Source organism: Halomonas sp. GD1P12, assembly GCF_025725645.1.
GTDB lineage: Bacteria > Pseudomonadota > Gammaproteobacteria > Pseudomonadales > Halomonadaceae > Vreelandella.
The window spans coordinates 2,809,575-2,831,676 of sequence record NZ_CP107007.1 but is presented as its reverse complement, the minus strand read 5'-3'; the positions used below and the strand labels follow the sequence as shown (position 1 = coordinate 2,831,676).

Genomic DNA, 22,102 nt, shown 5'->3' with positions numbered 1-22,102 from the left:
TATGTCCATCAGAGACCCGCTTCACGGAACCCCAACGCATGAGTCAGCCCTCTATTGAGGTGCTCGAAGAGCTCGCCTCGCTTCGCGCCGAGCTCGACGACGCCAACCACCGCTACTACGTGCTCGACGAGCCCGCGCTGACCGACGCCGACTACGACCGCAAGCTGCAGGCGCTGAAAGAGATCGAGGCGAAGCATCCGGAGCTCGTTACGCCGGAATCGCCTACCCAGCGGGTAGGCGCGGCGCCAGCGGAAGGTTTTCCCGCGGTGGCCCACGCTACCCCGATGCTGTCACTGGACAACGCCTTCGATCGCGACGACATCTTCGCCTTTGCCGAGCGCGTGGCCGAGCGCCTGGAGTGTGACGCAAGCGAGATCGAGTTCAGCTGCGAGCCCAAGCTCGACGGCGCGGCGGTGTCGCTGGTGTACGAGCAGGGCGTGCTGACCCACGGCGCGACCCGCGGCGACGGGCGCACTGGCGAAGGCATCACCTCGAATCTGCGCACGCTGCGCTCGATTCCGCTCAGCCTTCGGGGCGACCCGGCCCCGGCGCTGCTGGAAGTGCGCGGCGAGGTCATCATGCGCCATGAAGGTTTCGAGGCGCTCAACGAGCGCGCTCGGGAAGAGGAGGGCCGGGTGTTCGCCAATCCGCGCAACGCCGCCGCCGGCAGCCTGCGCCAGCTCGACCCACGCATCACCGCCAAGCGCCCGCTGGAGTTTCACGCCTACCAGGTCGCCAGGCTCGACCCGGATGCCGGCGACAACAGCCACAGCGCACTGATGGCCAGACTCAAGACGCTCGGCTTTCGCTCGAGCAGCGAGCTTGAAACGCTCACCGGCCCCGACGCGGTGGCCCGCTACTGCGACGCGCTGGGCGAGAAGCGTTTGAAGCTGGGCTATGACATCGACGGCGTGGTGATCAAGGTCAATGATCTGCGCGCCCAGCGCGAGCTCGGGTTCGTGGCCCGCGCGCCGCGCTGGGCAGTGGCGTTCAAGTTCCCCGCCCAGGAGGAGGTCACCACGCTCAACGACGTGGAGTTTCAGGTGGGGCGTACCGGCGCCATCACCCCGGTGGCCAGGCTTGCGCCGGTGAGCGTGGCCGGCGTCACCGTCTCCAACGCCACGCTCCATAACGCCGATGAGATCGAACGGCTTGGCGTGATGATCGGCGACACCGTGGCGATTCGCCGGGCCGGCGACGTCATTCCCCAGGTCGTGCGCGTCGACCCCGACAAACGCCCGAAGGCCGCCCGCGTAATCGAGTTTCCTACCGCCTGCCCGGTGTGCGGCTCGGACATCGAACGCGTCGAGGGCGAGGCAGTGGCGCGCTGTACCGGCGGGCTATTCTGCCCCGCCCAGCGCAAGGAGGCGCTCAAGCACTTCGCCAGCCGCAAGGCGCTGGATGTGGACGGGCTGGGCGAAAAGATCATCGACCAACTCGTCGAGCGCGACTGGGTCAAGACACCGGCGGATCTGTTCGGTCTCACCGCCGAGGGGCTGGCCGAACTTCCGCGCATGGGCGCGAAATCGTCGCAGAACCTGGTCGCGGCGCTCGAAAGTGCCAAAAACACCACCTTCGCACGCTTCGTCTATGCCCTCGGCATTCGCGAAGTGGGCGAGGCGACCGCGGTGAATCTGGCGAGCCACTTCGGCACGCTCGAGGCGCTGATGGCCGCCGATCAGGCCGCGCTCGAAGCGGTCAACGACGTCGGTCCGATCGTCGCCGCCCACGTGCATCTGTTTTTCCAGCAGCCGCACAACCGGGAAACCATCGAGGCGCTGATCGCCTCCGGCCTCACGTGGGAGGAGGCGGAAGTCACGCGCGGCCCAACGCCGCTGGAGGGCCAGACCTGGGTGCTCACCGGAAGCCTTGAGACCATGACGCGCGACGAGGGCAAGGCGCGCCTGCAGGCGCTGGGGGCGAAGGTCGCCGGCAGCGTTTCGAAAAAGACCACCTGCGTGGTCGCCGGCGAAGCGGCGGGCAGCAAGCTGGCCAAGGCCGAGGAGCTCGGGGTCGAGGTGCTGGACGAGGCCGCCTTTACGCAACAACTCAAGCAGTGGGAGCAGGCCGAATGAGCCGATTCATCGAAGTGCCGGCGCGCATGCTGCCGCCGGAAACCCTGAACGCTCTGCTCGAGGCGTTCGTGACCCGACAGGGCTACGACACCACCGACACCAGCGGTGAGGGCATGCACGGCTGGGTAGTCGAGCTCAAGCGCCAGCTCGAGCGCGGCGAGCTGCTCATCGCCCACGATCTGGAGCTCGAGTACACCGAAGTGATGACGCTCGAGCAGTGGCGCGCCTTTGGCCGCGATCTCGCCGACGACGAGGAGGAGGGCGACTACTAGGCGCGTACTGCCTATGAATCGGCGCGAATCAGCGCGCTGATCAGCCGGCGGCCCGGATGCAGGTGATCGGCGAGCGCGGCCTCGACCGGCAGCGGCTCATTGAGCATCCGGGAGGCGATGACCTCGGCGCACAGCGGGGCGCTGGCAAGCCCCCGGCTGCCGTGCGCCGCCGACACCCAGAGCCCCGGGTGGTGCGCGCCGGGTATGGGTGCCACGCGGGAGGCGTCCTTCGAGAGCGCGGCGTAGTCGCGCTGCCACGCCTCTGCGTTGGGCACCGGCCCGGCGTAAGGCGTCTTGTCCGGGCTCGCCGCGCGGATCGCGGCCCGCCCGGAGAGCCTTGCCGGCGTCAATGGGCCGCTTGCACGCTCGAGCGCCTCGACCCATTCGGGCAGTGCGGTCCTGAGCTCGTCGATATTGCGCTGGTGATCCGCCTCGCGCAGGTCGCGCTCGCCGTCGTTGGGCACGAAGCTTGCGCCGAAGGTGAGCACGCCCTCCACAGGCGGGCAGACGTAGCCGCCGGCGCACACCACTCTGGACGGGGCGCTCACGCCCTCGGGAAGCGCCAGCGAGCTCACCTGGCCGCGCACTTTTTGCAGGGCGAGCGTTTGCGTCTGGGTGAACGCGTTTGCCTGGTGCGCGCAGGCAACGACGACCTGATCCGCCTCGTAGGCGGTGTTATCCCCAAGCGTCAGGCGCCAGCCGGATGCATCGGCTTCAAGCGCGCTCACCTCGGCTTTTTTGAGCGTAATGCGTGGATGGTCCAGCAGCGCCTGGCAAAGTTTCTGGGGGCGTGTCCAGCCCGCCTGTGGATAGAACAGCGCGTGCTCGGTCTCGCCTGTGACGCCCGCCAGCGTAGCGAGCCCCCCCAGGTGCGCCTGAACCACCGCGTCCCCCAGCGGGTGGCGCGCCAAAAAGCGGCGCTGGCGGCTCGCTTCCTTGTCGCTGGTCGCCAGCTGCACCACCCCGCAGGGCGACCAGAACGCCTCACTCCCTTGAAGCCCGCCCAACCAGCGCGCGCTGTACAAAAGCCCCGCCAGATAGAAGCGGCTCTGCAGGTTGGTCTCGACGGCGAGCTTGACGTAGAGCGCGCCCTGGCGGTTGCCCGAACCGCCGGCGCCCGGCGCTTCGCGCTCGAACACGCTGACCTTCACCCCACGCCGGGCGAGCGCGGCCGCCGTGCAGGCCCCGGCCAGGCCCGCGCCGATCACCGCGACGTGCGCGACTGGCTGCAGCGCTTGCGGGGTAAACCAGGGCGTGTGGTGGCGGCGGTTATCCACCGGCGGGTGGTCGATCTCGCCAGCGAGCATCTCGCGCTTGCGCCCAAAGCCCGGCACTTTGCGGATCGCAAAGCCCGCCGCCTTGAGCCCACGCTTGACGATACCGGCGCAGGTGAAGGTGGCGAAGGTCGCCCCGGGGTGCGAGCGCGCCGCCATGGCCTCGAACAGCGCGTCCTGCCACATTGCCGGGTTTTTGGAGGGCGCGAAGCCGTCCAGAAACCAGGCGTCGACCCGGCCGTCGAGCAGCGTTAAACGCTCGGTGGTATCGCCAAAGTGAAGGTCCAGCGTCACCCGCTCGCTCAAGTGCAGCCGGTGAATGCCGGCGACGGGGGCGGGCCAGCGCGCGCAGAGTGCGTCGGCGTAGTGGGAAAGCGAGGGCCAGGCGTTTAACGCGCGGGACAGCGCTTCGACAGGCATTGGGTACTTCTCTGTGGATAACAGATGAAGGCGCGCGCCAGCCTGGGCGTGCTTCTCGAAGCACGCCCAGGCGCTGAGCACGTTGAGCCCGGTGCCAAAGCCCGTCTCGCCGATGACGAACGCCCGTGGCTCGCGCCAGGTGGCAAAGCGCTCGGGCAGCCGGTTGGCGTTCAGGAACACGTGCTCGGTTTCGGCGCGGCCGTCCTCGCGGGAAAAATAGACGTCGCCGAACTGACTCGAGTGCGGGGCGGTGTCTTCCCAGGTCAGCGGCGGGGCGGTCAACGTCTCCAGGGGCGGCATTACAGGGTGGCGCTGGGTCACACGAATATCCGTTGTCGAGGCAAGCGTGAAAAGCGGTTAAAAAATGATCAATTCGTTAATACGGGCGCACTCTCTCGCTTTGAGAAAAGCGTCCGCCGTGTTTTCACAGAGTTTTCCACAGCCTCTGTGCAAAAGCCGGCGGCACCCCCATAGCAGCCCGTAAAAATCAAGGCATTACTTTCTTGAAGGGCTTCACGGTGACGCGGGCGTAGACGCCTGCCGCCACGTAAGGGTCGCTATCGGCAAACGCCTGGGCGTCGTCCAGACTATCGAACTCCGCCACGACCAGGCTGCCGGTGAAGCCGGTATCTCCCGGGCTTTCGCTGTCGATGGCCGGGTGCGGGCCCGCCAGCACCAGACGGCCCTCGTCGCGTAGTGCTTCCAGGCGGGCGAGGTGGTCCGGGCGCGCCGCCTGGCGCTTTTCCAGACTATCGGAAACGTCTTCACTCATGATGGCGTAGAGCATGGGGGGTCCTCGGCGTTAAGCGCAAAGCGTGGTCTGGGGGGCGGGCCGTGAATAAAAATCAGCGTTTCATATCGCGGCGTACATGGTACGGCGCACGCGCGTTAGGTACCATGGCGCGGCGCGTGCAAACGCCCGTATTTATACGTGAAGGCCCCCATTCTGACAAACTCCCCAACCGACGTCATGCCCATGCCCCGACTCCCTGTGACCGTGCTGCCCGAAAGCTTCGAGGCCGACCACGGCTATCCGGTGGATTTGCACATGCATTCCACCGCCTCCGACGGCGCGCTGTCGCCCTTCGATCTCGTCGCGCTGTGCGCAAGCCGCGGGCTTTCTCATATCGCTTTGACCGACCACGACACCATGGACGGCGTGGCTGAGGCGGCACTGGCCTGCGAGCGAGAAGGCCTTTGTCTGATCGCCGGCTGCGAGCTCTCCACGCGCTGGCAGGGCATCAACATTCACGTGGTGGCACTGATGCCGGGGGGCGCCCGCGGGCCGCTCATCGAAGGTCTCGAGGCGCAGCGCCAGGCGCGTATTCAGCGCGCCGAGGTGATCGCCCAGCGGCTGGAGAAGTTGGGGCTCAAGGATGCGCTGGCCAAGGCGCGCGAACACGCCGGAAGCGAGCGCCCGCTGGGACGCCCGGACTTCGCCCGGGCGCTCGTGGCAGAGGGGCTGGTGCCGGACTGGGCCAGCGCCTTCAAGCGCTACCTGGGCAGTGGCAAGAAGGGCGACGTCAAGGCGCACTGGCCCGAGATCGGTGAGGCGGTCGAGTGGGTCGTCGCCTCCGGTGGGGTAGCGGCGATCGCCCACCCGCTTCGCTACGGGCTGACCCGGCGAAAGCGCGGCCAGCTGATGGACAGCTTCGTGGCCGCCGGCGGCCAGGCCGTGGAGCTGGTCAGCGGCCAGCAGAATCCGGACGCCACCCGCGATCTGGCGCGCCAGCTCGTCGAGCGCGACCTGTATGCCTCCCTGGGCAGCGATTTTCACTTTCCCGGCAGCCACGCCGCCCCCGGTAGCACCAGCGCCATCCCGCGCACCGCGGCGCGGCCGATCTGGCAGCATCCGCGGCTAATCCATTTACACGAGGCGCCCGCCGGGCTTCTGCCCGTGGGCACGCCGGCATGACACGGCCATCGTGAGCTATGCTTGGGGAACACCGCCCGCCGGGCGAGAAGTGACAGGGCAAGGAGTCAGCCATGAGCCAGTACTTTCAGATCCATCCGGAAAATCCGCAAAAGCGCTTGATCGACCAGGCCGTCGAGATCATTCGCAAGGGCGGGGTCATCGCCTATCCGACGGACTCGGGCTACGCGCTGGGCTGCCATTTGGGCGAGAAAAAGGCGATCGAGAAGATCAAGTGGCTGCGCTCGCTCGACGACAAGCACAACTTTACCCTGGTGTGTTCGGATCTCTCCGAAATCGGCACCTATGCCAAGGTGGATAACGCGGTGTTTCGCCTGCTCAAGGCGCACACGCCGGGGCCCTACACCTACATTCTGGAAGCGACCACCGAAGTGCCAAGGCTTCTTTTGCACCCCAAGCGCCGCTCGATCGGCGTGCGCGTGCCGGACCATCGCATCACCCACGCGCTGCTCGAAGCCCTGGGGGAGCCCCTGATGAGCGTGACGCTCATCCCGGTGGACGAGACGCTTCCCATGAACGACCCGGAAGAGATTCGCGAGCGCTTCAGTGCACACCTGGATTTGATCATCGATGGCGGCGCCTGCCATCTGGACCCCACCAGCGTGATCGATCTTCGCACCATGCCGCCGACCATCGTGCGCGAAGGGCGCGGCGATACCGCGCCCTTCGAGAGCTAGCCTTGTGGGGGACGCTGGCGATTATTCGCCGGCGTCCTCGTCTTCATCGGCGCGCTTTTTCTCCTCGAGCTTCAACTCCTCCATCTTCTCCTTCGCTTCCCGGGCTTTCTTCTCTTCCTTTTCGCGTCGCTCCTCCTCGCGCGGGTCCTCGCTGAACTCGTCGAGCCAGGTGCCGCAACGCAGGCAGTAGCGGGCGCGCTTTTCGTGGTGGTCGTGACCGCAACCGGGGCAGGCCTCTTCCGAGTAGCGGTCCTCACGAATGGAGCGGATTACCTGGGCCGAGAAGACGCCGGTGGGCACGGCGATGATCGAGTAGCCCAGCAGCATCAAAATCACCGTGATCGATTTGCCCAGCGGCGTTAACGGCACGATATCGCCGTAACCTACCGTGGTCATGCTCACGATCGCCCAGTAGATCGAGATCGGAATGCTGGTAAAGCCCGCCTCTTCGGACTCGATGGTGTACATCAGCGCGGCGAACAGCGTCACCACCATCAGAATGCTGCTGAAAAAGAGCAGAATCTGGCGTGAGCTACGCTTGAGCGCCTCGAGCAGCATGTGGCCTTCGCCGACGAACTCCATCATTCGCAGAATGCGAAAAATACGCAGCACGCGCAAAAGGCGCACGATCACCAACCCGTGCGCGCCGGGTACCAGCAGCACCAGCCAGGCGGGAAGAATGGCGATCAGATCCACCGCGCCGTAGAAGCTTTTGATATAGGCCAGCGGTCGATCCAGGCAGTAGAGGCGCACCAGAAGCTCGATACTGAACAGGATCGTGATCGTCCACTCGATGTAGAGAAATATCTCCCCGTAGGGCTGGGCGATGCTCTCGACACTGCCAAGGATGATGATCGTGACGCTGGTGAGAATCGCGATGATCAGCGCCAGATCGAAGGCCTTGGCGCCGGGCGTATCGGATTCAAATATTATGTGAAAAAGCTGCGAACGCAGGCCTTCCGGGCCCGGCGCGAGGTGAAGGCTCATGGCGTTATCCTTGAACGTGGCAAGCCGGTTCAGCTTAGCGCGCTTTCAAGGGTCAGGCGATGCGCCAGACTCAAGGCGTTGTAGCCAAAGCTGATACTCGTGGCGTTTTTATCCAGCGCCCGAGCGAGCGCCGCCGCGGTCGGGCGAAGCGGCTCGGCAAGCGCCGGATGCTCGGCCAGCGTCTCGTAGGCGCGAACGGCGTGCTCGAAGTACGCTGGTTCGCGGCTGTCCTGGTAGGCGTCCATCGCCACCGTCGCCCGGTGCAGCCACTCGCTGGGGGTGTCGGCCTGGGGCAGCGTCCACTCGCCATGACTCAGGGCATTGCCGCGGGCGGCCTTGCTCGAATCGCTCGGGCGAAGTGGGACGAAACTCGACATCGAGAGCGCCAGCGACCAGAGCGCATCGGGAGCGCCTTCCTTGAGCTCGAGCTCGATTTCACAAATCACGGCCCGCGCGCCGTTGGCACGGACCTCGCCTTCATCGAGCACGAGCTCGATGCGGCTATCGTTCCAGTCGATCATCCAGCTGCGCCGGTCGAAATCCGTGGCAAGCGTCGGGGTGAGGGCCTTGAGCGCCTCAATAGATACGTTCTCGAACGGCGGCAGGGCGGCGAGCGCCTTTATATCCAGCCCTTTGCTCACGGCCCACTCCCACTCGCCCCGTGTCGAGAGCCCGCCGCCGCCGTGGCCTTTGGTTTTGACCGTTTGCAGCGTCTGCCCACCGGTCTGGCGCAGCCGCACGGCGATGCCCTGGCGGGAAAGGTCCTTATTGGGGGTGTCGTAATAAGTGTTGGTCAGGCGCTTTCGGGTCGGGGCCTTGGCCAGGGCAGGGTAGCTTAAAAGGGCGTCGATGGACGCGGCAGGCAGCGCTAGCTTAAGCTCTACTTCGAGCGGGGAGTGATCTTTCATGACAATGGCTACCTTGCTTTTGTGAACGTTGCGTTAAATTTCGACGTCTTTATGAACTTTTCATGACGGCGGCAGGCGCACTCTTTATACTAGCGCCGCCATTTTCAGGCTTTCCACACTCAGGATGAAAGGCACTATGGTTACCTCCAATCCTTTTTCCGCCATGTTCGGCCGTTCGCCCTTCCAGCCGCTTCTGGCCCATATCGTCAAGGCCAACGAGTGCGCCGATCAGCTGCTGCCCTTTTTCGAGGCCTCGCTGGCAGGCGACTGGGAGACCGCGACGGCACTGCGTGAGCGTGTCACCTGTCTTGAGCACGACGCGGACACGCTGAAAACCGAGCTGCGCTTGAATTTGCCCAGCACCATGTTCCTGCCGGTATCGCGCTCGGATCTGTTGGATCTGATCAGCGTGCAGGACAAGATCGCCAATAAGGTGCGTGACATTACCGGCATTATGCTGGGACGTAAAATGCGCGTGCCGGATGAGCTTGCCGAGCCGATGCGCGACTACATGATCACCAGCGTAGCCTGCGTGGCTCAGGCGCGTCAGGCGCTCGAGGAGCTCAAGGAGCTGCTGGAATCCGGCTTCGGGCGCAACGTGTCGGATGTCATGCAGAACATGATTCGCGAGCTGCATACCCTGGAACATCAGGCCGACGATCAACAGGTGGCGATTCGCCGCCAGCTCTTCGAGCTCGAAAGTGTACTGCCGCCGGTGGATGTGATCTTCCTTTACAAGATCATCGAGTGGGTGGGCGAAGTATCGGACCGCGCCGAGCGCGTGGGTAGCCGACTGCAGATTTTGACCGCGCGTTAAGGGGACCGCATGCAGATTATTGCCCAGTATGGCGATATTTTTATCATTCTCGCCTGTGTATTCGGCTTTTTCATGGCCTGGGGCGTGGGCGCCAACGATGTCGCCAACGCCATGGGAACCTCGGTGGGGTCGAAAGCGATCACCATCAAGCAGGCCATCATCATCGCGGTGATTTTCGAGTTTCTTGGCGCCTGGCTTGCCGGCGGCGAAGTCACTGCCACCATTCGGGGCGGCATCATCGACCCGGCGCTTTTGGAGGCCAATCCGCAGTTTCTGGTCTACGGCATGCTCTCGGCGCTTCTGGCCGCCGGTATCTGGCTGATGGTGGCCTCGGCCAAGGGCTGGCCGGTCTCGACCACCCACTCGATCGTCGGCGCCATCGTCGGTTTCGCCGCGGTGGGCTTGGGGGTCGAGGCGGTGGCCTGGGACAAGGTGACCCAGATCGCCTCGAGCTGGGTGGTGTCGCCGCTTCTGGCCGGTACCATCGGCTACGTGCTGTTCAAATCCGTTCATCATTTGATTTTCGAAAGCAATGACCCCTTTGCCGCCGCCAAGCGCTACGTGCCTGGCTACGTGTTTCTGGTCGGCTTCATCGTCTCGATGGTGACGCTCACCAAGGGGCTATCCCACGTCGGGCTCGACCTGAGCTTTAGCCAAAGCCTGATCCTCTCGATTCTATTGGGTGCGGCCATCATGGGGCTGGGGATCGTCATGCAACGGCGGATCAAGTTCGAACAAAACGCCGCCGACCACTTCGGCTACGCCAACGTCGAGCGCGTATTTGGCGTGCTGATGATCTTTACCGCCTGCGCCATGGCGTTCGCCCACGGCTCCAACGATGTCGCCAACGCGGTCGGCCCGCTGGCCGCGGTGATCAGCGTGGTGCGTAGCGAAGGCATGATCGACAGCGCCGCGCTGGTGCCCTGGTGGGTGCTGGTGCTCGGTGGTGGCGGTATCGTGTTTGGTCTGGTGACCTACGGCCACCGCGTGATCGCCACCGTCGGCACCGGCATCACCGAGCTTACGCCGAGCCGCGGCTTTGCTGCGACCCTGGCCGCGGCGAGCACCGTGGTACTGGCCTCGGCCACTGGCCTGCCGATCTCGACCACCCACACGCTGGTCGGCGCGGTGCTGGGCGTGGGACTTGCCCGCGGCATGGCCGCACTCAATCTGCGCGTCATCGGCACCATCGTGATGTCCTGGCTGATCACGCTGCCGGCGGGCGCGTGTCTGGCCATCGTGTTCTTCTTCATGTTCAAGGGCATGTTCGGCTAACGCCAACGCGCCTGCCACGCGGCACCGTTTTGCTTCGCCCCGGCGAGTCTTGCAAAGCGGTGCCGTTTTTTTTGGCGCTGGTTTTTCGGGCTCTGTTAAAGTAGTCGGTCTGCCAACGCCTTCATTCACTCTGCGCCGGAGAGCGGCCCCTTGGATAAACGCTTCCCCTTTGTCGACTGGTTTCGTAACGCCTCGCCGTACATCAACGCGCACCGCGGGCGAACCTTCGTGATTTTGATCGAAGGCGACGCCATGGCCTCACACCGTGGCGAGCAGCTGATTCAGGATCTGGCGCTGTTGCACACGCTCGGCGTTCGCCTGGTCGTGGTGTTCGGCGTGCGCCCCCAGGTGCAGGCTGCGCTCACCGCGGCGGGCGTGGCACCCGTTCACGTCGACGGGCGCTGGGTGGCCGACCGCGCGGTGATGGCTCAGGTCGAGCAGGTGGCGTCCCACCAGCGGCTGTGGCTCGAGGCACGCCTCTCCCTGGGGCTGCCAAGCTCCCCGCTGCACGGCGTTGAGTTAAGCGTAGTCTCCGGCAACCTGGTCACCGCCAAGCCGCTGGGCGTGCGCGAAGGGGTGGATTTCGATCATAGCGGCGAGGTGCGCCGGGTACGCGCCGGCGCCATCCAGGAGCTTTTGAGCCAAGGGTCGCTGGTATTGCTGCCGCCGCTGGGCTTTTCCAGCACCGGCGAGGTGTTCGATCTCGACGCCGCCGACGTCGCCCAGCACGCCGCCGTAGCGCTCAAGGCGGACAAACTGATTCTGCTCGGCGACTCGGAAGGCCTCGAAGACGAGCAGGGCGGGCTGCTTCGCCAGCTCAGCCCGAAGGAGGCCGAGCCCCGGCTCGCCGCCGCCGCCCCCGGCTCCGAGCTCGCCCGCCACCTGAGCGCGGCCTCTACCGCGGCGCGCAAGGGCGTGGCGCGCACGCACCTGCTCAGCTGGCAGGACCCGGATGCGCTGCTGGGCGAGCTTTTTACCCGCGACGGCGTGGGGACGATGATCACCGAGCACCGCTACGAGCAGCTTCGAGCCGCCACGCTCAACGACGTGGCGGGGCTTTTGGAGCTTCTCGAGCCGCTGGAGCGCCGCGGCATGCTGGTGGCGCGCTCCCGCGCGCGCCTCGAGCACGAGATCGACGACTACCAGGTGATCGAGCGCGACGGCATGGTGATCGGCTGTGCGGCGCTGCACCTCTTTTCGGAGGCCGGCGTCGGGGAGCTGGCCTGCGTGGCGGTGCACGAAAGCTACCGCGGCGGCGAGCGCGGCGAGCGCCTGATCGAGGCCGTCGAGCAGCGCGCGCGCAAAGCCGGGCTGGCGGCGCTTTTCGTGCTCACCACCCACACCGCCCACTGGTTCGTCGAGCACGGCTTCCAGGACGCAAGCCTGGAGGAGCTTCCGCCGCTCAGGCGCGATACCTACAACCACGCGCGCAAATCCAAGGTGCTGATCAAAACGCTGTAAGACGCGCGACGGGCAGACGGGGCGGGCGAAAAACTGGATAATGGGGGCCATCGCCCAAAGCCATATAAACGCGCCGGGCACACTCATCGATTCGGACGTCTGCCCCATGGAAATCAAGGTCAACTATCTCGACAACCTTCGCCTCGAGGCGAAGTTCGACGACTTCAGCGTTATTTCGGATCAGCCGATTCGCTACAAGGGCGACGGCTCCGCCCCCGGCCCCTTCGACTACTTTCTGGCCTCATCCGCCATGTGCGCGGCGTACTTCGTCAAGGTGTACTGCAACGCGCGCAATATCCCGACCGACAACATTCGGCTCTCCCAAAACAACATCGTCGACCCGGAAAACCGCTACAAGCAGATCTTCAAGATCCAGGTCGAGCTGCCCGAGGACATTTCCGAAAAGGACCGCGAGGGCATGCTGCGCTCGATCGACCGCTGCACGGTGAAAAAGGTGGTGCAGACCGGCCCGGAGTTTCAGATCGAGGTGGTCGAGAACATCGACGAGGACGCTCAGGCGCTTCTCATGGGCGCCCCCGAAGGCGGCGAAACGTTTATTGAGGGCAAGGATGCGCCGCTGGAGCAGACCATCGCCACCATGAGCGGCATCCTTGCGGATCTGGGCATGAAGATCGAGATCGCCTCCTGGCGCAATATCGTGCCCCATGTCTGGTCGCTGCACATTCGCGACGCCGCCGCCCCCATGTGCTTCACCAACGGCAAGGGCGCGACCAAGGAGAGCGCGCTGTGCTCGGCGCTGGGCGAGTTCATCGAGCGCCTGTCGTGCAACTTCTTCTACAACGACCAGTTCTTCGGCGAAGAGATCGCGGGCAGTGACTTCGTCCACTACCCGAATGAAAAGTGGTTTCAGCCGGGCCCCAATGACGAACTGCCCGAGGAGATCCTCGATGCGCATACGCGGGCGATCTACAACCCGGAAGGCGAGCTTGCCGGCTCGCATCTTTATGACACCAACTCCGGACGCGTGGACCGCGGCATCGTCTCGCTGCCGTTTACGCGCCACTCGGATGGCGAGACGGTCTACTTCCCGTCGAATCTGATCGAGAATCTGTTTCTGAGTAACGGCATGAGCGCCGGCAACACCCTGGCGGAAGCCCAGGTGCAGTGTCTGTCGGAAATTTTCGAGCGCGCGGTCAAGCGCGACATTCTCGAGCAGGAGCTTTCGCTTCCGGACGTACCCCAGGCGGTGCTGGCGAAGTACCCGGGTATTGTCGAAGGCATCCAGGCGCTGGAGGCCCAGGGCTTCCCGGTGCTGGTGAAGGATGCCTCGATGGGCGGCCAGTTCCCGGTCATGTGTGTGACGCTCATGAACCCGCGCACCGGCGGCGTGTTCGCCTCCTTCGGCGCCCACCCAAGCTTCGAGGTGGCACTCGAACGTAGCCTCACGGAACTGTTGCAGGGGCGCAGCTTCGAAGGCCTGAACGATCTGCCGCTGCCGACGTTCAACTCCCAGACGCTGGCCGAGCCCAACAACTTCGTCGAGCACTTCATCGACTCGGTCGGCGTGGTCTCCTGGCGCTTTTTCAGCGCCCGCTCGAACTTCGAGTTCGTCGAGTGGGACTTCACCGACGAAGGGCGCAAGACCTCCCAGCAGGAGGCCGAGACGCTGTTCGACATCTTCGCCGAGCTCGACGCCGAGGTGTACATGGCCGTTCACGAGGATCTCGGCGCGCCGGTATGCCGCATTCTGGTGCCGGGCTACTCCGAGGTGTACCCGATCGAGGATCTGATCTGGGACAACACCAACAAGGCGCTCGACTACCGCGAGGATATTCTCAACCTCCACGCCCTCGACGACGAGGCGCTCACGGATCTGGTCGAGCGCCTGGAAGAGAGCCAGATGGACGATCATGCCGACATCATCACGCTGATCGGCATCGAGTTCGACGAAAACACCGTCTGGGGCCAGCTCACTATATTGGAACTCAAGCTTCTGATCTTTCTGGCGCTGGGTCGGCTCGACGAGGCGCTGGACTGCGTCGAGATGTTTTTGCAGTACAACGACAACACCGTCGAGCGCGGGCTCTTCTACCAAGCGGTACAGGCGGTGCTGGAGATCGCGCTGGACGACGAGCTGGAGCTCGACGACTACCTGCCCAATTTCACCCGCATGTTCGGCGAGGCGACCATGGCGGCGGTGGTCGGCTCCGTCGAAGGCTCCGTGCGCTTTTACGGGCTCACGCCCACCAACCTGCAGCTCGACGGTCTGGAGCGCCACCAGCGCCTGATCGAAAGCTACAGGAAACTTCACGCCGCGCGTGCTGCCAAAGCGGGCCTTGCGTGAGCCAATCAAGAGAGGGTGATATGACCACACCGACGCTACTCAACACCTCGCTGATCGCCGGCGCCCTGGCCCTTGCCCCGGCGGCCTGGGCCCAGAGCTCCGAGCAAAGCCAAAGCGAGGTGCGAAAGCTGTATAGCGGCCAGATGATGCCCGACGAGCAGGTCGAGCTTTCGCGCCACATCGACCGGCTCTTCCCAACCCGCACGGTCAAGGCGGCGGCCGAGCCGCATCGGTTTGGTCAGCGCGACGCCTCGCTCGAGGATTTCTCGCTGACCCATGAAGGCGTGACCTACGACATTTATGACTTCATGGCGCTCAACCGGGTGAGCGGGCTGATGGCGGTGCACGACAACGACGTGGTGTTCGAGCAGTACGCGCTCGGCAATACCGCCCAGACGCCCTGGATGTCGATGTCGATCGCCAAGTCGGTCTCCTCGACGCTGATCGGCGCCGCGCTCAAGGATGGCCATATCGAAAGTCTCGACGACCCGGTCAGCACCTACGTGCCGGCGCTCGAGGGCAGCGTCTATGACGACGTCAGCGTCGAGCAGATTCTTTTGATGGCTTCCGGCGTGGCTTGGGATGAAACCTACGCCGATCCGGACTCCGAGCGCCGCCAGATGCTCGAGCTTCAGCTCGAGCAGCGCCCGGGCGCGATTCTCGAGTTCATGGGCGGGCTCGAACGCGCCGCCGACCCCGGCACGGTGTGGAACTACAGCACCGGCGAAACCCAGCTGCTCTCGGCGATCATCAACGGTGCGGTAGGCAAGAGCGCCTCTGAATACCTCTCCGAGAAGATCTGGGCGAACTACGGCATGGAAACCGATGCAAAGTGGTGGCTCGACGGCGAGGATGGCCAGGAGATCGGCGGAAGTGGGCTTCTGATCACGCTACGCGACTATGCGCGCTTTGGTCAGTTCGTGCTCGAGGAGCAGCGTGCGCCGAACGTGCTGCCGGAAGGTTGGGTGACGGAGTCGGCAAGACCTCACGAGATCGGTGGCGAGGAGATCGAGTACGGCTACTCCTGGTGGCCGGAAGGCGATAACGCCTTCTCGGCGGTAGGCATCTTCGGCCAGTGGGTATTCATCGACCCGGACAACGATATGGTCATCGCCATGACCAGCGCCCAGCCCAAGGCGGAAGCCATGGAGATCGTGCCGATCACCCAGTTCTTCCACGCCCTGAGCGACCACCTGGCCGCCAGCGGCGCCGAGCGTTAGACGAGCCGCGCGACTCGGTCGCGCAGACAAGGGCCATCCGTCAGGAGGTAGCGATGTTTATTCAGGAGCAGCAGCTCGAGGGCCAGCACGTGCGCCTGGAGCCCTTGAACGCCGGGCATATCGAGGCGCTAGCCGAGGCGGTGCGCGACGGGCAGGGCTGGACGCTCTGGTACGCCAGTATCCCGCGCCCCGAAGAGATGGCCGCCTACGTGGAGCGGGCCATCGAAGAGGCCAGCCGCGGTCACCTGGCCTACGCCGTGCGCCACCTGGCCAGCGGCGATATCGTCGGTACAACGCGGTTTTACGCCGTCGACGCCGCCAACCGCCGGGCGATGATCGGCTATACCTGGTACTCCCAGAGCGTGCGCGGCACCGCGGTGAATGCCGAGTGCAAGCTCTTGATGCTATCGAATCTGTTCGAGGCCTCCCGGGCAATTGCCTGCGAGTTTCGCACCCACTTCTTCAACCGGGCTTCGCGCGCGGCGATCGAGTCGCTGGGCGCCAAGCAGGACGGTATTTTGCGCGCCCACCAGATCCTGAGTGATGGCTCGCTGCGCGACACTGTGATCTATTCGATCATCGAATCCGAGTGGCCGGCGGTGCGCATGAATTTGAGGAGCAAGCTCGCGCGATTGACGCCGGGCTGAGAACGCTATTGGCCGCGATACGGGGTCAGACCACTTGGGCGCCCAGCACGTTCTGAAAGTGACCCAGCGCCCAGGCGTGGCCGGCGGCGTCGAAGCTTGCCACGGCGTTCTGATGGACGACGATTTTGAACCCCCGGTTGTAAGCATCGACCGCCGTGTGCAGTACGCAAATATCGGTACATACGCCGACCAGATGCACCTCGGTGATTCCGCGCTCGCGCAGTTTGATTTCAAGGTCGGTGCCGTGAAAGGCGCTGTAGCGGCTCTTGTCCATCGTATGCACGTTGGGTGCGTGCTTTACGCTTGCGTGGTACGCCGCGAGCTCGCCATAGAGCGCCCGGCCCTCGGTACCCACGATATTGTGGGGCGGAAAGAGCGCCGTTTCCGGATGGTAGGGGTCGTCTTGAGCGTGCCGGTCGATGGCGAACACGACGAAGTCGCCGGCCTCGACGAACGACTTCGTCAGCGCCAGCAGGGCATCGTGAATGGCCTGGCCCGGCGCGCCGCAGGTGAGACTGCCGGTGTCGGCGACGAAGTCAACGGTGTAGTCGATGTTGATCAGTGCTTTCATATCTGCCCCTTCGGTCGTGGTGTGGCTGCGCCCTGGTGTATCTAAAGCGAGAGAAAGAACAAAATCAACGGCGGTGATAAAAGCGACAGGATGAAGCCGCTGACCACCGCGACCGGCACGCAGGCCACGCCGCCGTGCAGCTGGATCACCGGCAGGGTGAAATCCATCGAGGTGGCGCCGCCGACGCCGATGGCAAGCGGCGCGTGGCGGTGGATGATCAGCGGAATCAGCACGAACGCTAAAAGCTCCCGGGCCAGGTCGTTGAAAAACGCCACGCCGCCGAGCAGCGGGCCGAGCTGGTCGCCGATCAGAATCGCCGAGAGCGAATACCAGCCAAAGCCCGAGGCCATGGCGAGCCCCTCAAAGGGCGTCAGCGATAAAAGCGGCGCGGCGGCAAGCCCGGCCAGTAGCGAACTCGCTGCCAGCGTCGCGGCGATGGCCAGCCCCAGCCGGTTGAGCAGAATCTGCTTGAGCGCCATGCCGGAGTTGCGTAGCTGACACCCGATCAGCACGAGCAGCGCGTAGAGCGCCCATTCGGCGAGCAGATCCGCCGTGGTGAACAGTTCGCGGCCCCAAAGCGGCGCCAGCAGCAGACCCAACACCACACCCAGTACGACCGTCACCAGCAGTAACAGTGAGCCCTTGATCGCGGCAAGCTTGCTGGTCGGCGCGTTCTCGACCACGTTAGATGCGCCAGCCTTGAGCGTCAGCCTGCGCGATAGCCAGCCAAGGGCGGCCAGGTTGAACACCATCGTGATCGAAAACAGCACCAGCGTGCTTCCCCCCAGTGTCGAGAGCTGGCCCGCCAGATTCTCGAGTCCGGCCAGGCTCACGCCCATCAGCAGCAGAATCAGATACACCGAGGCGCTGACGCCGCGATTGATGAGTTCCAGCAGCCGCGGTGAGCGAACGCGCAAAAGATAGCCCCCGATCAGAGGCAGCAGTACGATGAGTAAACCGGAGAACATGGGGGTGGGCGAGCCTTATTGCGGTGCAAACCGTGTCAACGTGAGGGTGGTATCCCGGCGGCCATCCTTGATGTACTCCGCAGAGAGAATCAGGCCGGGCCACTGGGGGTGAAAGCTTAAGTCGATATGGCGATCCGGCTTTTCGACGTCCGTAAGCGTGACGCTCGGCGCCTGAAAATCACCGGCGGGAACGCTCACGGTGGTTTCCGGATGGACGTAGTACTGAAAGTGCTCGTCGCGCCCGCGATGGTCGAGAAAGGTGATGTCGCAGGGCGCACGCTCGGTGCACTCGGCTCTCTCCACGCGGCGCGACAGATCGAACAGCGCGGTTTGACGATCGAGGGCGGTAAGCTCGGCCTCACCAAGCGTATAGTCGTCGCCGACGCCCAGCAGGGAATAGCTGCTCGAATAGAGCAGCGCCCGGGTGTCGTTGCCCTCCACCGCGAAGCGGCTGCGCTCCTCACCCTTGGCCACGGCGATGGAAAAACGCATGCTCGAGAGCCAATGAAGCCCTTCCTGACTGAGCGTATGGCGCACGGTGGCGCCGGGCCAGCCGCGAATTTCCAGCCGGTAGCTCGCCTCGAAAGGGCGCGGGGCGACAAGCTCCGGCGTCTGGGCCGCAGCGCTGGCCGCGGTGGCGCCCATGGTCAGGCACGCAAGCGCCAGACAGGCGGCGCGGCGGCGCGAAGGTACAGGTTTGAGCACGATCCTTCTCCTTTGCTTCAATCTTCCCTGAGAGCGTCGAGCTCAGCGCTTCGTTCAGTCAAAACGTCGCGGCCGTCAGTAGCCGTCGCTTGGGTTGACCGTGGCGATGGCGTCGCCGGCCTCGAAAGCGTGCAGGTACGAGATCACCTGGTCGATGGCGTCCGCCAGCGGCGTGGGGGCGGCCATGTGCGGCGTGATCAACACGCGCGGATGCTGCCAAAGCGGGTGGGCCGCCGGCAGTGGCTCCTCGCTGAACACGTCCAGCAGGGCGCCGCGCAAATGGCCTTCCTGCTCACCGCTTCCAAGCGCCTCGAGCAGGGCGTCTTCGTCGATCAGACCGCCCCGGCCCGGGTTGATCACGCTTCCGCCCCTGGGCAGGCGCGCGAGCCGCTCGGCGTTCAGAATATGCCGAGTGGCCGGGGTGTCCGGCAAAATGGTCACCACGCTTTGAACCTGGCCCAACAGCTCATCGAGCCCCGCCTCGCCGTGCAGGCAGCGCACGTTCTTGAGCGTCTTGGGCGACCGGCTCCAGCCCAGCACCGGAAAACCGGCCTGGTCGAGGGCGCTCGCCACCGCCTGGCCGATCGCCCCGAGCCCCAGGACGCCGACCGGCCACTGGGCTTTCTCCACGACCTCGTGTGGCTGCCACTGCGCGCCTGGCTGCTGCGCGCTGTAGCGGTCCATGCTGCGATAGAAATGCAGCACCCCGTAGAGCACGTAGTCAGCCATCAGCTCGCCCATACCGGCGTCGCGCAGCTTGACGATCGGTACGTCTGCCGGGCGCTCGGGGGAGGCGAGCAGGTGATCCACACCGGCGCCCAGGTTGATGATGCCTTTAAGCGCGCGCTGCTCGGCCAGCAGGTGCCCCGGCGCTTTCCAGACGGCGAGATAGTCGGCGCCCTGGCGCTCTTGCGCCGGCGCATCGCTTTTGAGCACCGTTGCCTCGGGTAGCGCCTCGCTGAGTGCGGCCTGCCACTGGTCGGCCTGGTCGGTATGTACCACGATCTTCATGAAAAACCTCCGTGAATCGCATGTTGTAGGTTACCAGCTATCATGGGTTAAGTGGGGGAAGGGCTGCAAGGACGCCGCGCACCCTCAGCGCCACGTCGGCGCCCATTTTGAGGCGAAAAGGAGATTCACCATGGCAATCCGCAAGGCCCACGTGGTCACGCGTCAACGAAGTGGCAAGGGCTTTACCTATAAAACCGAAGATGGCGAAACGCTCAAGGATCAAACGTGGCGTGACTGGATCAAGTCGCTTGCCATTCCGCCGGCCTGGCGCGACGTCGAGATCACCCTCGACACGCGCCACCATATCTACGCCACCGGCCGCGACGACGCCGGGCGCAAGCAGTACGTCTACAACCCCAAATGGCGCGAGAAACGCGAGGCGCTAAAGTTCGATCGCATGATCGCCTTCGCCCAGAAGCTCACGCCGATGCGAAGGGTGACCGGCCAGCACATGCTGCAAGAAGGTCTGCCGCGCGAAAAAGTGCTGGCGTGCATGGTGCGTTTGATCGACAGCGCTTATTTCCGCCCGGGCAGCGAGCGCTATCGTCAGCAAAACGACTCCTATGGGCTGACCACCATGCGCTCGAAACACTTGACCATCGACGGCGACGAGCTGATTTTCGACTACCGTGGCAAAAGCGGCCAGGACCAGCACCGGGTGGTGGAGGACGCGCGTTTGGCGAGCGTGGTCGCAGAGCTCGATGAAACGCCGGGCTACGAGATCTTCAAGTATTTCGACGACGAGGGCCACAAGGTGCGCGTCGACAGCAATGATCTCAACGACTACATCCACGAGGTAATGGGCGAGCAGTTCAGCGCCAAGGATTTTCGAACCTGGGCGGGTACTTCGATCGCCGCGCTGGCGCTCGAGGAGCTGGGGGTCGACGAGGATGAAAAGGTCAGCGAGAAGAACGTGCGCGAGGCCGTCGAGCGGGTGGCGAAATCCTTGGGCAATACGCCAAGCATCGCCAGGGCGAGTTACATCGACCCGCGGGTGGTGGAGAGCTACCTGGACGGTCAGACGCTCGAGAACTTTCGCCAGCTGGTCGAAGTCGAGCTCGAACACGAGGATCTGACCGGGCCGGACGAGCGCGCCGTGCTCGAGCTTTTGAAAAGTCGCCTGAAGCGCAAGAGCTGACGCGCGTCGACGCCACGCCAGCACGGCCGGTTTTTGATAAGGGCTTTTGGTAAGGGCTTTTGATAAAGCCTTTGACCCAACGCCAAGGGTCGGTGCTAGTATCGGCTCAAGACGGCAATGGCGGTGCTCGCACGGACCTTTCGCTGCATGGGCCCAGCAAGCTGGTTTTTAGTGATTTAAAAGGGCGAGTTGCTCGATGAATGAGGTTTCCCTGCCTTTCACTCGCGAAGAGTATGCCGCGCGCCTTTGGAAGGTGCGCGCTGAAATGGCCAGCCGCGGTATCGACGTACTGATCGTCAGCGACCCCTCCAACATGGCTTGGCTGACCGGTTACGACGGCTGGTCGTTCTATGTCCATCAGTGCGTACTGGTGGGGCTCGAAGGCGAGCCGGTCTGGTTCGGACGACGTATGGACGCCAACGGAGCGCTTCGCACCTGCTGGATCGACCCGGAGAACATCACCTACTATCCCGACTACTACGTGCAGAACCCGGACATGCATCCGATGGAGTATCTGGCACAGTCGGTGATGCCCGGGCGCGGCTGGCACACCGGCGTGGTCGGCATGGAGATGGACAACTACTATTTCTCCGCCAAGGCCTACCAAAGCCTTCTACGCGAGCTGCCCCACGCCCGCTTCATGGACGCCAACGCGTTGGTCAACTGGTGCCGGGCGATCAAGTCGCCTCAGGAGATCGAGTATCTGCGCGTGGCCGGACGCATCGTCGAGGGCATGCACTCGCGCATCATCGAAGTGATCGAGCCGGGGCTTCCCAAGAGCAAGCTGGTCTCGGAGATCTATCGCGTCGGCATCGAAGGCTTCGTCGATGAGCAGGGCCGCGTGTTCGGCGGCGACTACCCGGCCATCGTACCGATGCTGCCCACCGGCAAGGACGCGGCCGCCCCGCACTTGACCTGGGACGACACCCCGTTTCGCGAAGGCGAGGGCACGTTCTTCGAAATCGCCGGGGTGTTCAAGCGCTACCACGCCCCGATGTCGCGCACGGTGTTTCTCGGCACGCCCCCCAGAGACTTCATCCGCGCCGAATCCGCGCTTCTGGAAGGCATCGAAAACGGCCTGGCTGTGGCCAGACCCGGCAACCGCACCGCGGATATCGCCATGGCCCTGGGCGCGGCGATGGACAAGTACGGCTTTGATCGCGGCGGGGCCCGCTGCGGCTACTCCATCGGGCTCTCCTACCCACCGGACTGGGGCGAGCGAACCATGAGCCTGCGCCCGTCCGACGAAACGGTTCTGAAACCTGGCATGGTGTTTCACTTCATGCCCGGGCTCTGGGTAGAAGAGTGGGGCCTTGAGATCACCGAAAGCATTCTGATCACCGAAAGTGGCTGCGAGACCCTGGCGAACTTTCCCCGGCAGCTATTTGTGAAGTAGCGAGGCGACGATAGGCTCCACGTTCGCCATCGCGCCGACGAC

General features: G+C 64.3%; 20 protein-coding genes. 12 read left to right on the top strand and 8 right to left on the bottom strand.

The genetic code is table 11. From position 1 onward, the window contains the following. Positions 1–38: 38 nt before the first annotated feature. Positions 39–2,075: an NAD-dependent DNA ligase LigA gene (gene ligA, locus OCT39_RS12960; protein WP_263584882.1), complete on the top strand. Its 2,037-nt coding sequence runs from the start codon at positions 39–41 to the stop codon at positions 2,073–2,075. Then, the gene (locus OCT39_RS12955; RefSeq protein ID WP_263584881.1) at positions 2,072–2,347 is read left to right on the top strand and encodes a YheU family protein; all 276 of its coding nucleotides are present in this window, start codon (positions 2,072–2,074) and stop codon (positions 2,345–2,347) included. Before ligA ends, OCT39_RS12955 begins: the two co-directional genes overlap by 4 nt. 11 nt (positions 2,348–2,358) lie before the next feature. On the opposite strand, the gene mnmC is transcribed toward OCT39_RS12955, so the two are convergent. Continuing rightward, entirely contained in the window at positions 2,359–4,362 is a 2,004-nt protein-coding gene (gene mnmC, locus OCT39_RS12950) for a bifunctional tRNA (5-methylaminomethyl-2-thiouridine)(34)-methyltransferase MnmD/FAD-dependent 5-carboxymethylaminomethyl-2-thiouridine(34) oxidoreductase MnmC (RefSeq protein ID WP_412031123.1), read from the bottom strand. Positions 4,363–4,528: 166 nt separating this feature from the next. Next, entirely contained in the window at positions 4,529–4,828 is a 300-nt protein-coding gene (locus OCT39_RS12945) for a YciI family protein (RefSeq protein ID WP_263584880.1), read from the bottom strand. 189 nt (positions 4,829–5,017) lie between these two features. Between OCT39_RS12945 and OCT39_RS12940 the strand changes: the two genes are divergently transcribed. Continuing rightward, positions 5,018–5,956, top strand: a complete 939-nt coding sequence (locus OCT39_RS12940; protein ID WP_263584879.1) for a PHP domain-containing protein — start codon at positions 5,018–5,020, stop codon at positions 5,954–5,956. 71 nt (positions 5,957–6,027) lie between these two features. After that, positions 6,028–6,651 carry an L-threonylcarbamoyladenylate synthase gene (locus OCT39_RS12935; protein ID WP_263584878.1) on the top strand — a complete coding sequence of 208 codons (624 nt, stop codon included), beginning with the start codon at positions 6,028–6,030 and terminating at the stop codon, positions 6,649–6,651. Between the two features lie 21 nt (positions 6,652–6,672). On the opposite strand, the gene OCT39_RS12930 is transcribed toward OCT39_RS12935, so the two are convergent. Continuing rightward, positions 6,673–7,638: an ion transporter gene (locus tag OCT39_RS12930; protein WP_263584877.1), complete on the bottom strand. Its 966-nt coding sequence runs from the start codon at positions 7,636–7,638 to the stop codon at positions 6,673–6,675. Between the two features lie 29 nt (positions 7,639–7,667). Continuing rightward, positions 7,668–8,546 (bottom strand): CYTH domain-containing protein, encoded by an 879-nt coding sequence (locus OCT39_RS12925; RefSeq protein ID WP_263584876.1) that lies wholly within the window; start codon positions 8,544–8,546, stop codon positions 7,668–7,670. Positions 8,547–8,682: 136 nt separating this feature from the next. Between OCT39_RS12925 and OCT39_RS12920 the strand changes: the two genes are divergently transcribed. The 6 genes from OCT39_RS12920 (at position 8,683) to OCT39_RS12895 (ending at position 16,271) form a co-directional block, all read left to right on the top strand. Beyond that, positions 8,683–9,363: a TIGR00153 family protein gene (locus OCT39_RS12920; protein WP_263584875.1), complete on the top strand. Its 681-nt coding sequence runs from the start codon at positions 8,683–8,685 to the stop codon at positions 9,361–9,363. Between the two features lie 9 nt (positions 9,364–9,372). Further along, entirely contained in the window at positions 9,373–10,638 is a 1,266-nt protein-coding gene (locus tag OCT39_RS12915; RefSeq protein WP_263584874.1) for an inorganic phosphate transporter, read from the top strand. A 150-nt stretch (positions 10,639–10,788) separates the two neighbouring features. Beyond that, complete coding sequence (gene argA, locus OCT39_RS12910; RefSeq protein WP_263584873.1) at positions 10,789–12,099, top strand: amino-acid N-acetyltransferase; 1,311 nt, start codon at positions 10,789–10,791, stop codon at positions 12,097–12,099. A gap of 106 nt (positions 12,100–12,205) precedes the next feature. Further along, complete coding sequence (locus OCT39_RS12905) at positions 12,206–14,404, top strand: OsmC domain/YcaO domain-containing protein (protein WP_263587340.1); 2,199 nt, start codon at positions 12,206–12,208, stop codon at positions 14,402–14,404. 20 nt (positions 14,405–14,424) lie between these two features. Continuing rightward, positions 14,425–15,624 carry a serine hydrolase domain-containing protein gene (locus OCT39_RS12900; protein WP_263584872.1) on the top strand — a complete coding sequence of 400 codons (1,200 nt, stop codon included), beginning with the start codon at positions 14,425–14,427 and terminating at the stop codon, positions 15,622–15,624. Positions 15,625–15,677: 53 nt separating this feature from the next. Further along, positions 15,678–16,271 carry a GNAT family N-acetyltransferase gene (locus tag OCT39_RS12895; RefSeq protein ID WP_263584871.1) on the top strand — a complete coding sequence of 198 codons (594 nt, stop codon included), beginning with the start codon at positions 15,678–15,680 and terminating at the stop codon, positions 16,269–16,271. Between the two features lie 25 nt (positions 16,272–16,296). Here the strand turns inward: OCT39_RS12895 and OCT39_RS12890 are convergent, their stop codons facing one another. The 4 genes from OCT39_RS12890 to OCT39_RS12875 form a co-directional block, all read right to left on the bottom strand. Then, a complete protein-coding gene (locus tag OCT39_RS12890; RefSeq protein ID WP_263584870.1) occupies positions 16,297–16,842 on the bottom strand; it encodes a cysteine hydrolase family protein in 546 nt (181 codons plus the stop codon). Between the two features lie 41 nt (positions 16,843–16,883). Continuing rightward, a complete protein-coding gene (locus OCT39_RS12885; RefSeq protein WP_263584869.1) occupies positions 16,884–17,810 on the bottom strand; it encodes a lysine exporter LysO family protein in 927 nt (308 codons plus the stop codon). Between the two features lie 15 nt (positions 17,811–17,825). After that, entirely contained in the window at positions 17,826–18,515 is a 690-nt protein-coding gene (locus OCT39_RS12880; protein WP_318152967.1) for a hypothetical protein, read from the bottom strand. Positions 18,516–18,590: 75 nt separating this feature from the next. Next, on the bottom strand, positions 18,591–19,526 hold the full coding sequence (locus tag OCT39_RS12875) for a 2-hydroxyacid dehydrogenase (RefSeq protein ID WP_263584868.1): 936 nt from the start codon (positions 19,524–19,526) through the stop codon (positions 18,591–18,593). Positions 19,527–19,656: 130 nt separating this feature from the next. Between OCT39_RS12875 and OCT39_RS12870 the strand changes: the two genes are divergently transcribed. Both OCT39_RS12870 and doeA read left to right on the top strand, forming a co-directional pair. Further along, positions 19,657–20,664, top strand: a complete 1,008-nt coding sequence (locus OCT39_RS12870) for a DNA topoisomerase IB (protein WP_263584867.1) — start codon at positions 19,657–19,659, stop codon at positions 20,662–20,664. 196 nt (positions 20,665–20,860) lie between these two features. Beyond that, complete coding sequence (gene doeA, locus OCT39_RS12865) at positions 20,861–22,060, top strand: ectoine hydrolase DoeA (protein WP_263584866.1); 1,200 nt, start codon at positions 20,861–20,863, stop codon at positions 22,058–22,060. Positions 22,061–22,102 lie beyond the last annotated feature (42 nt).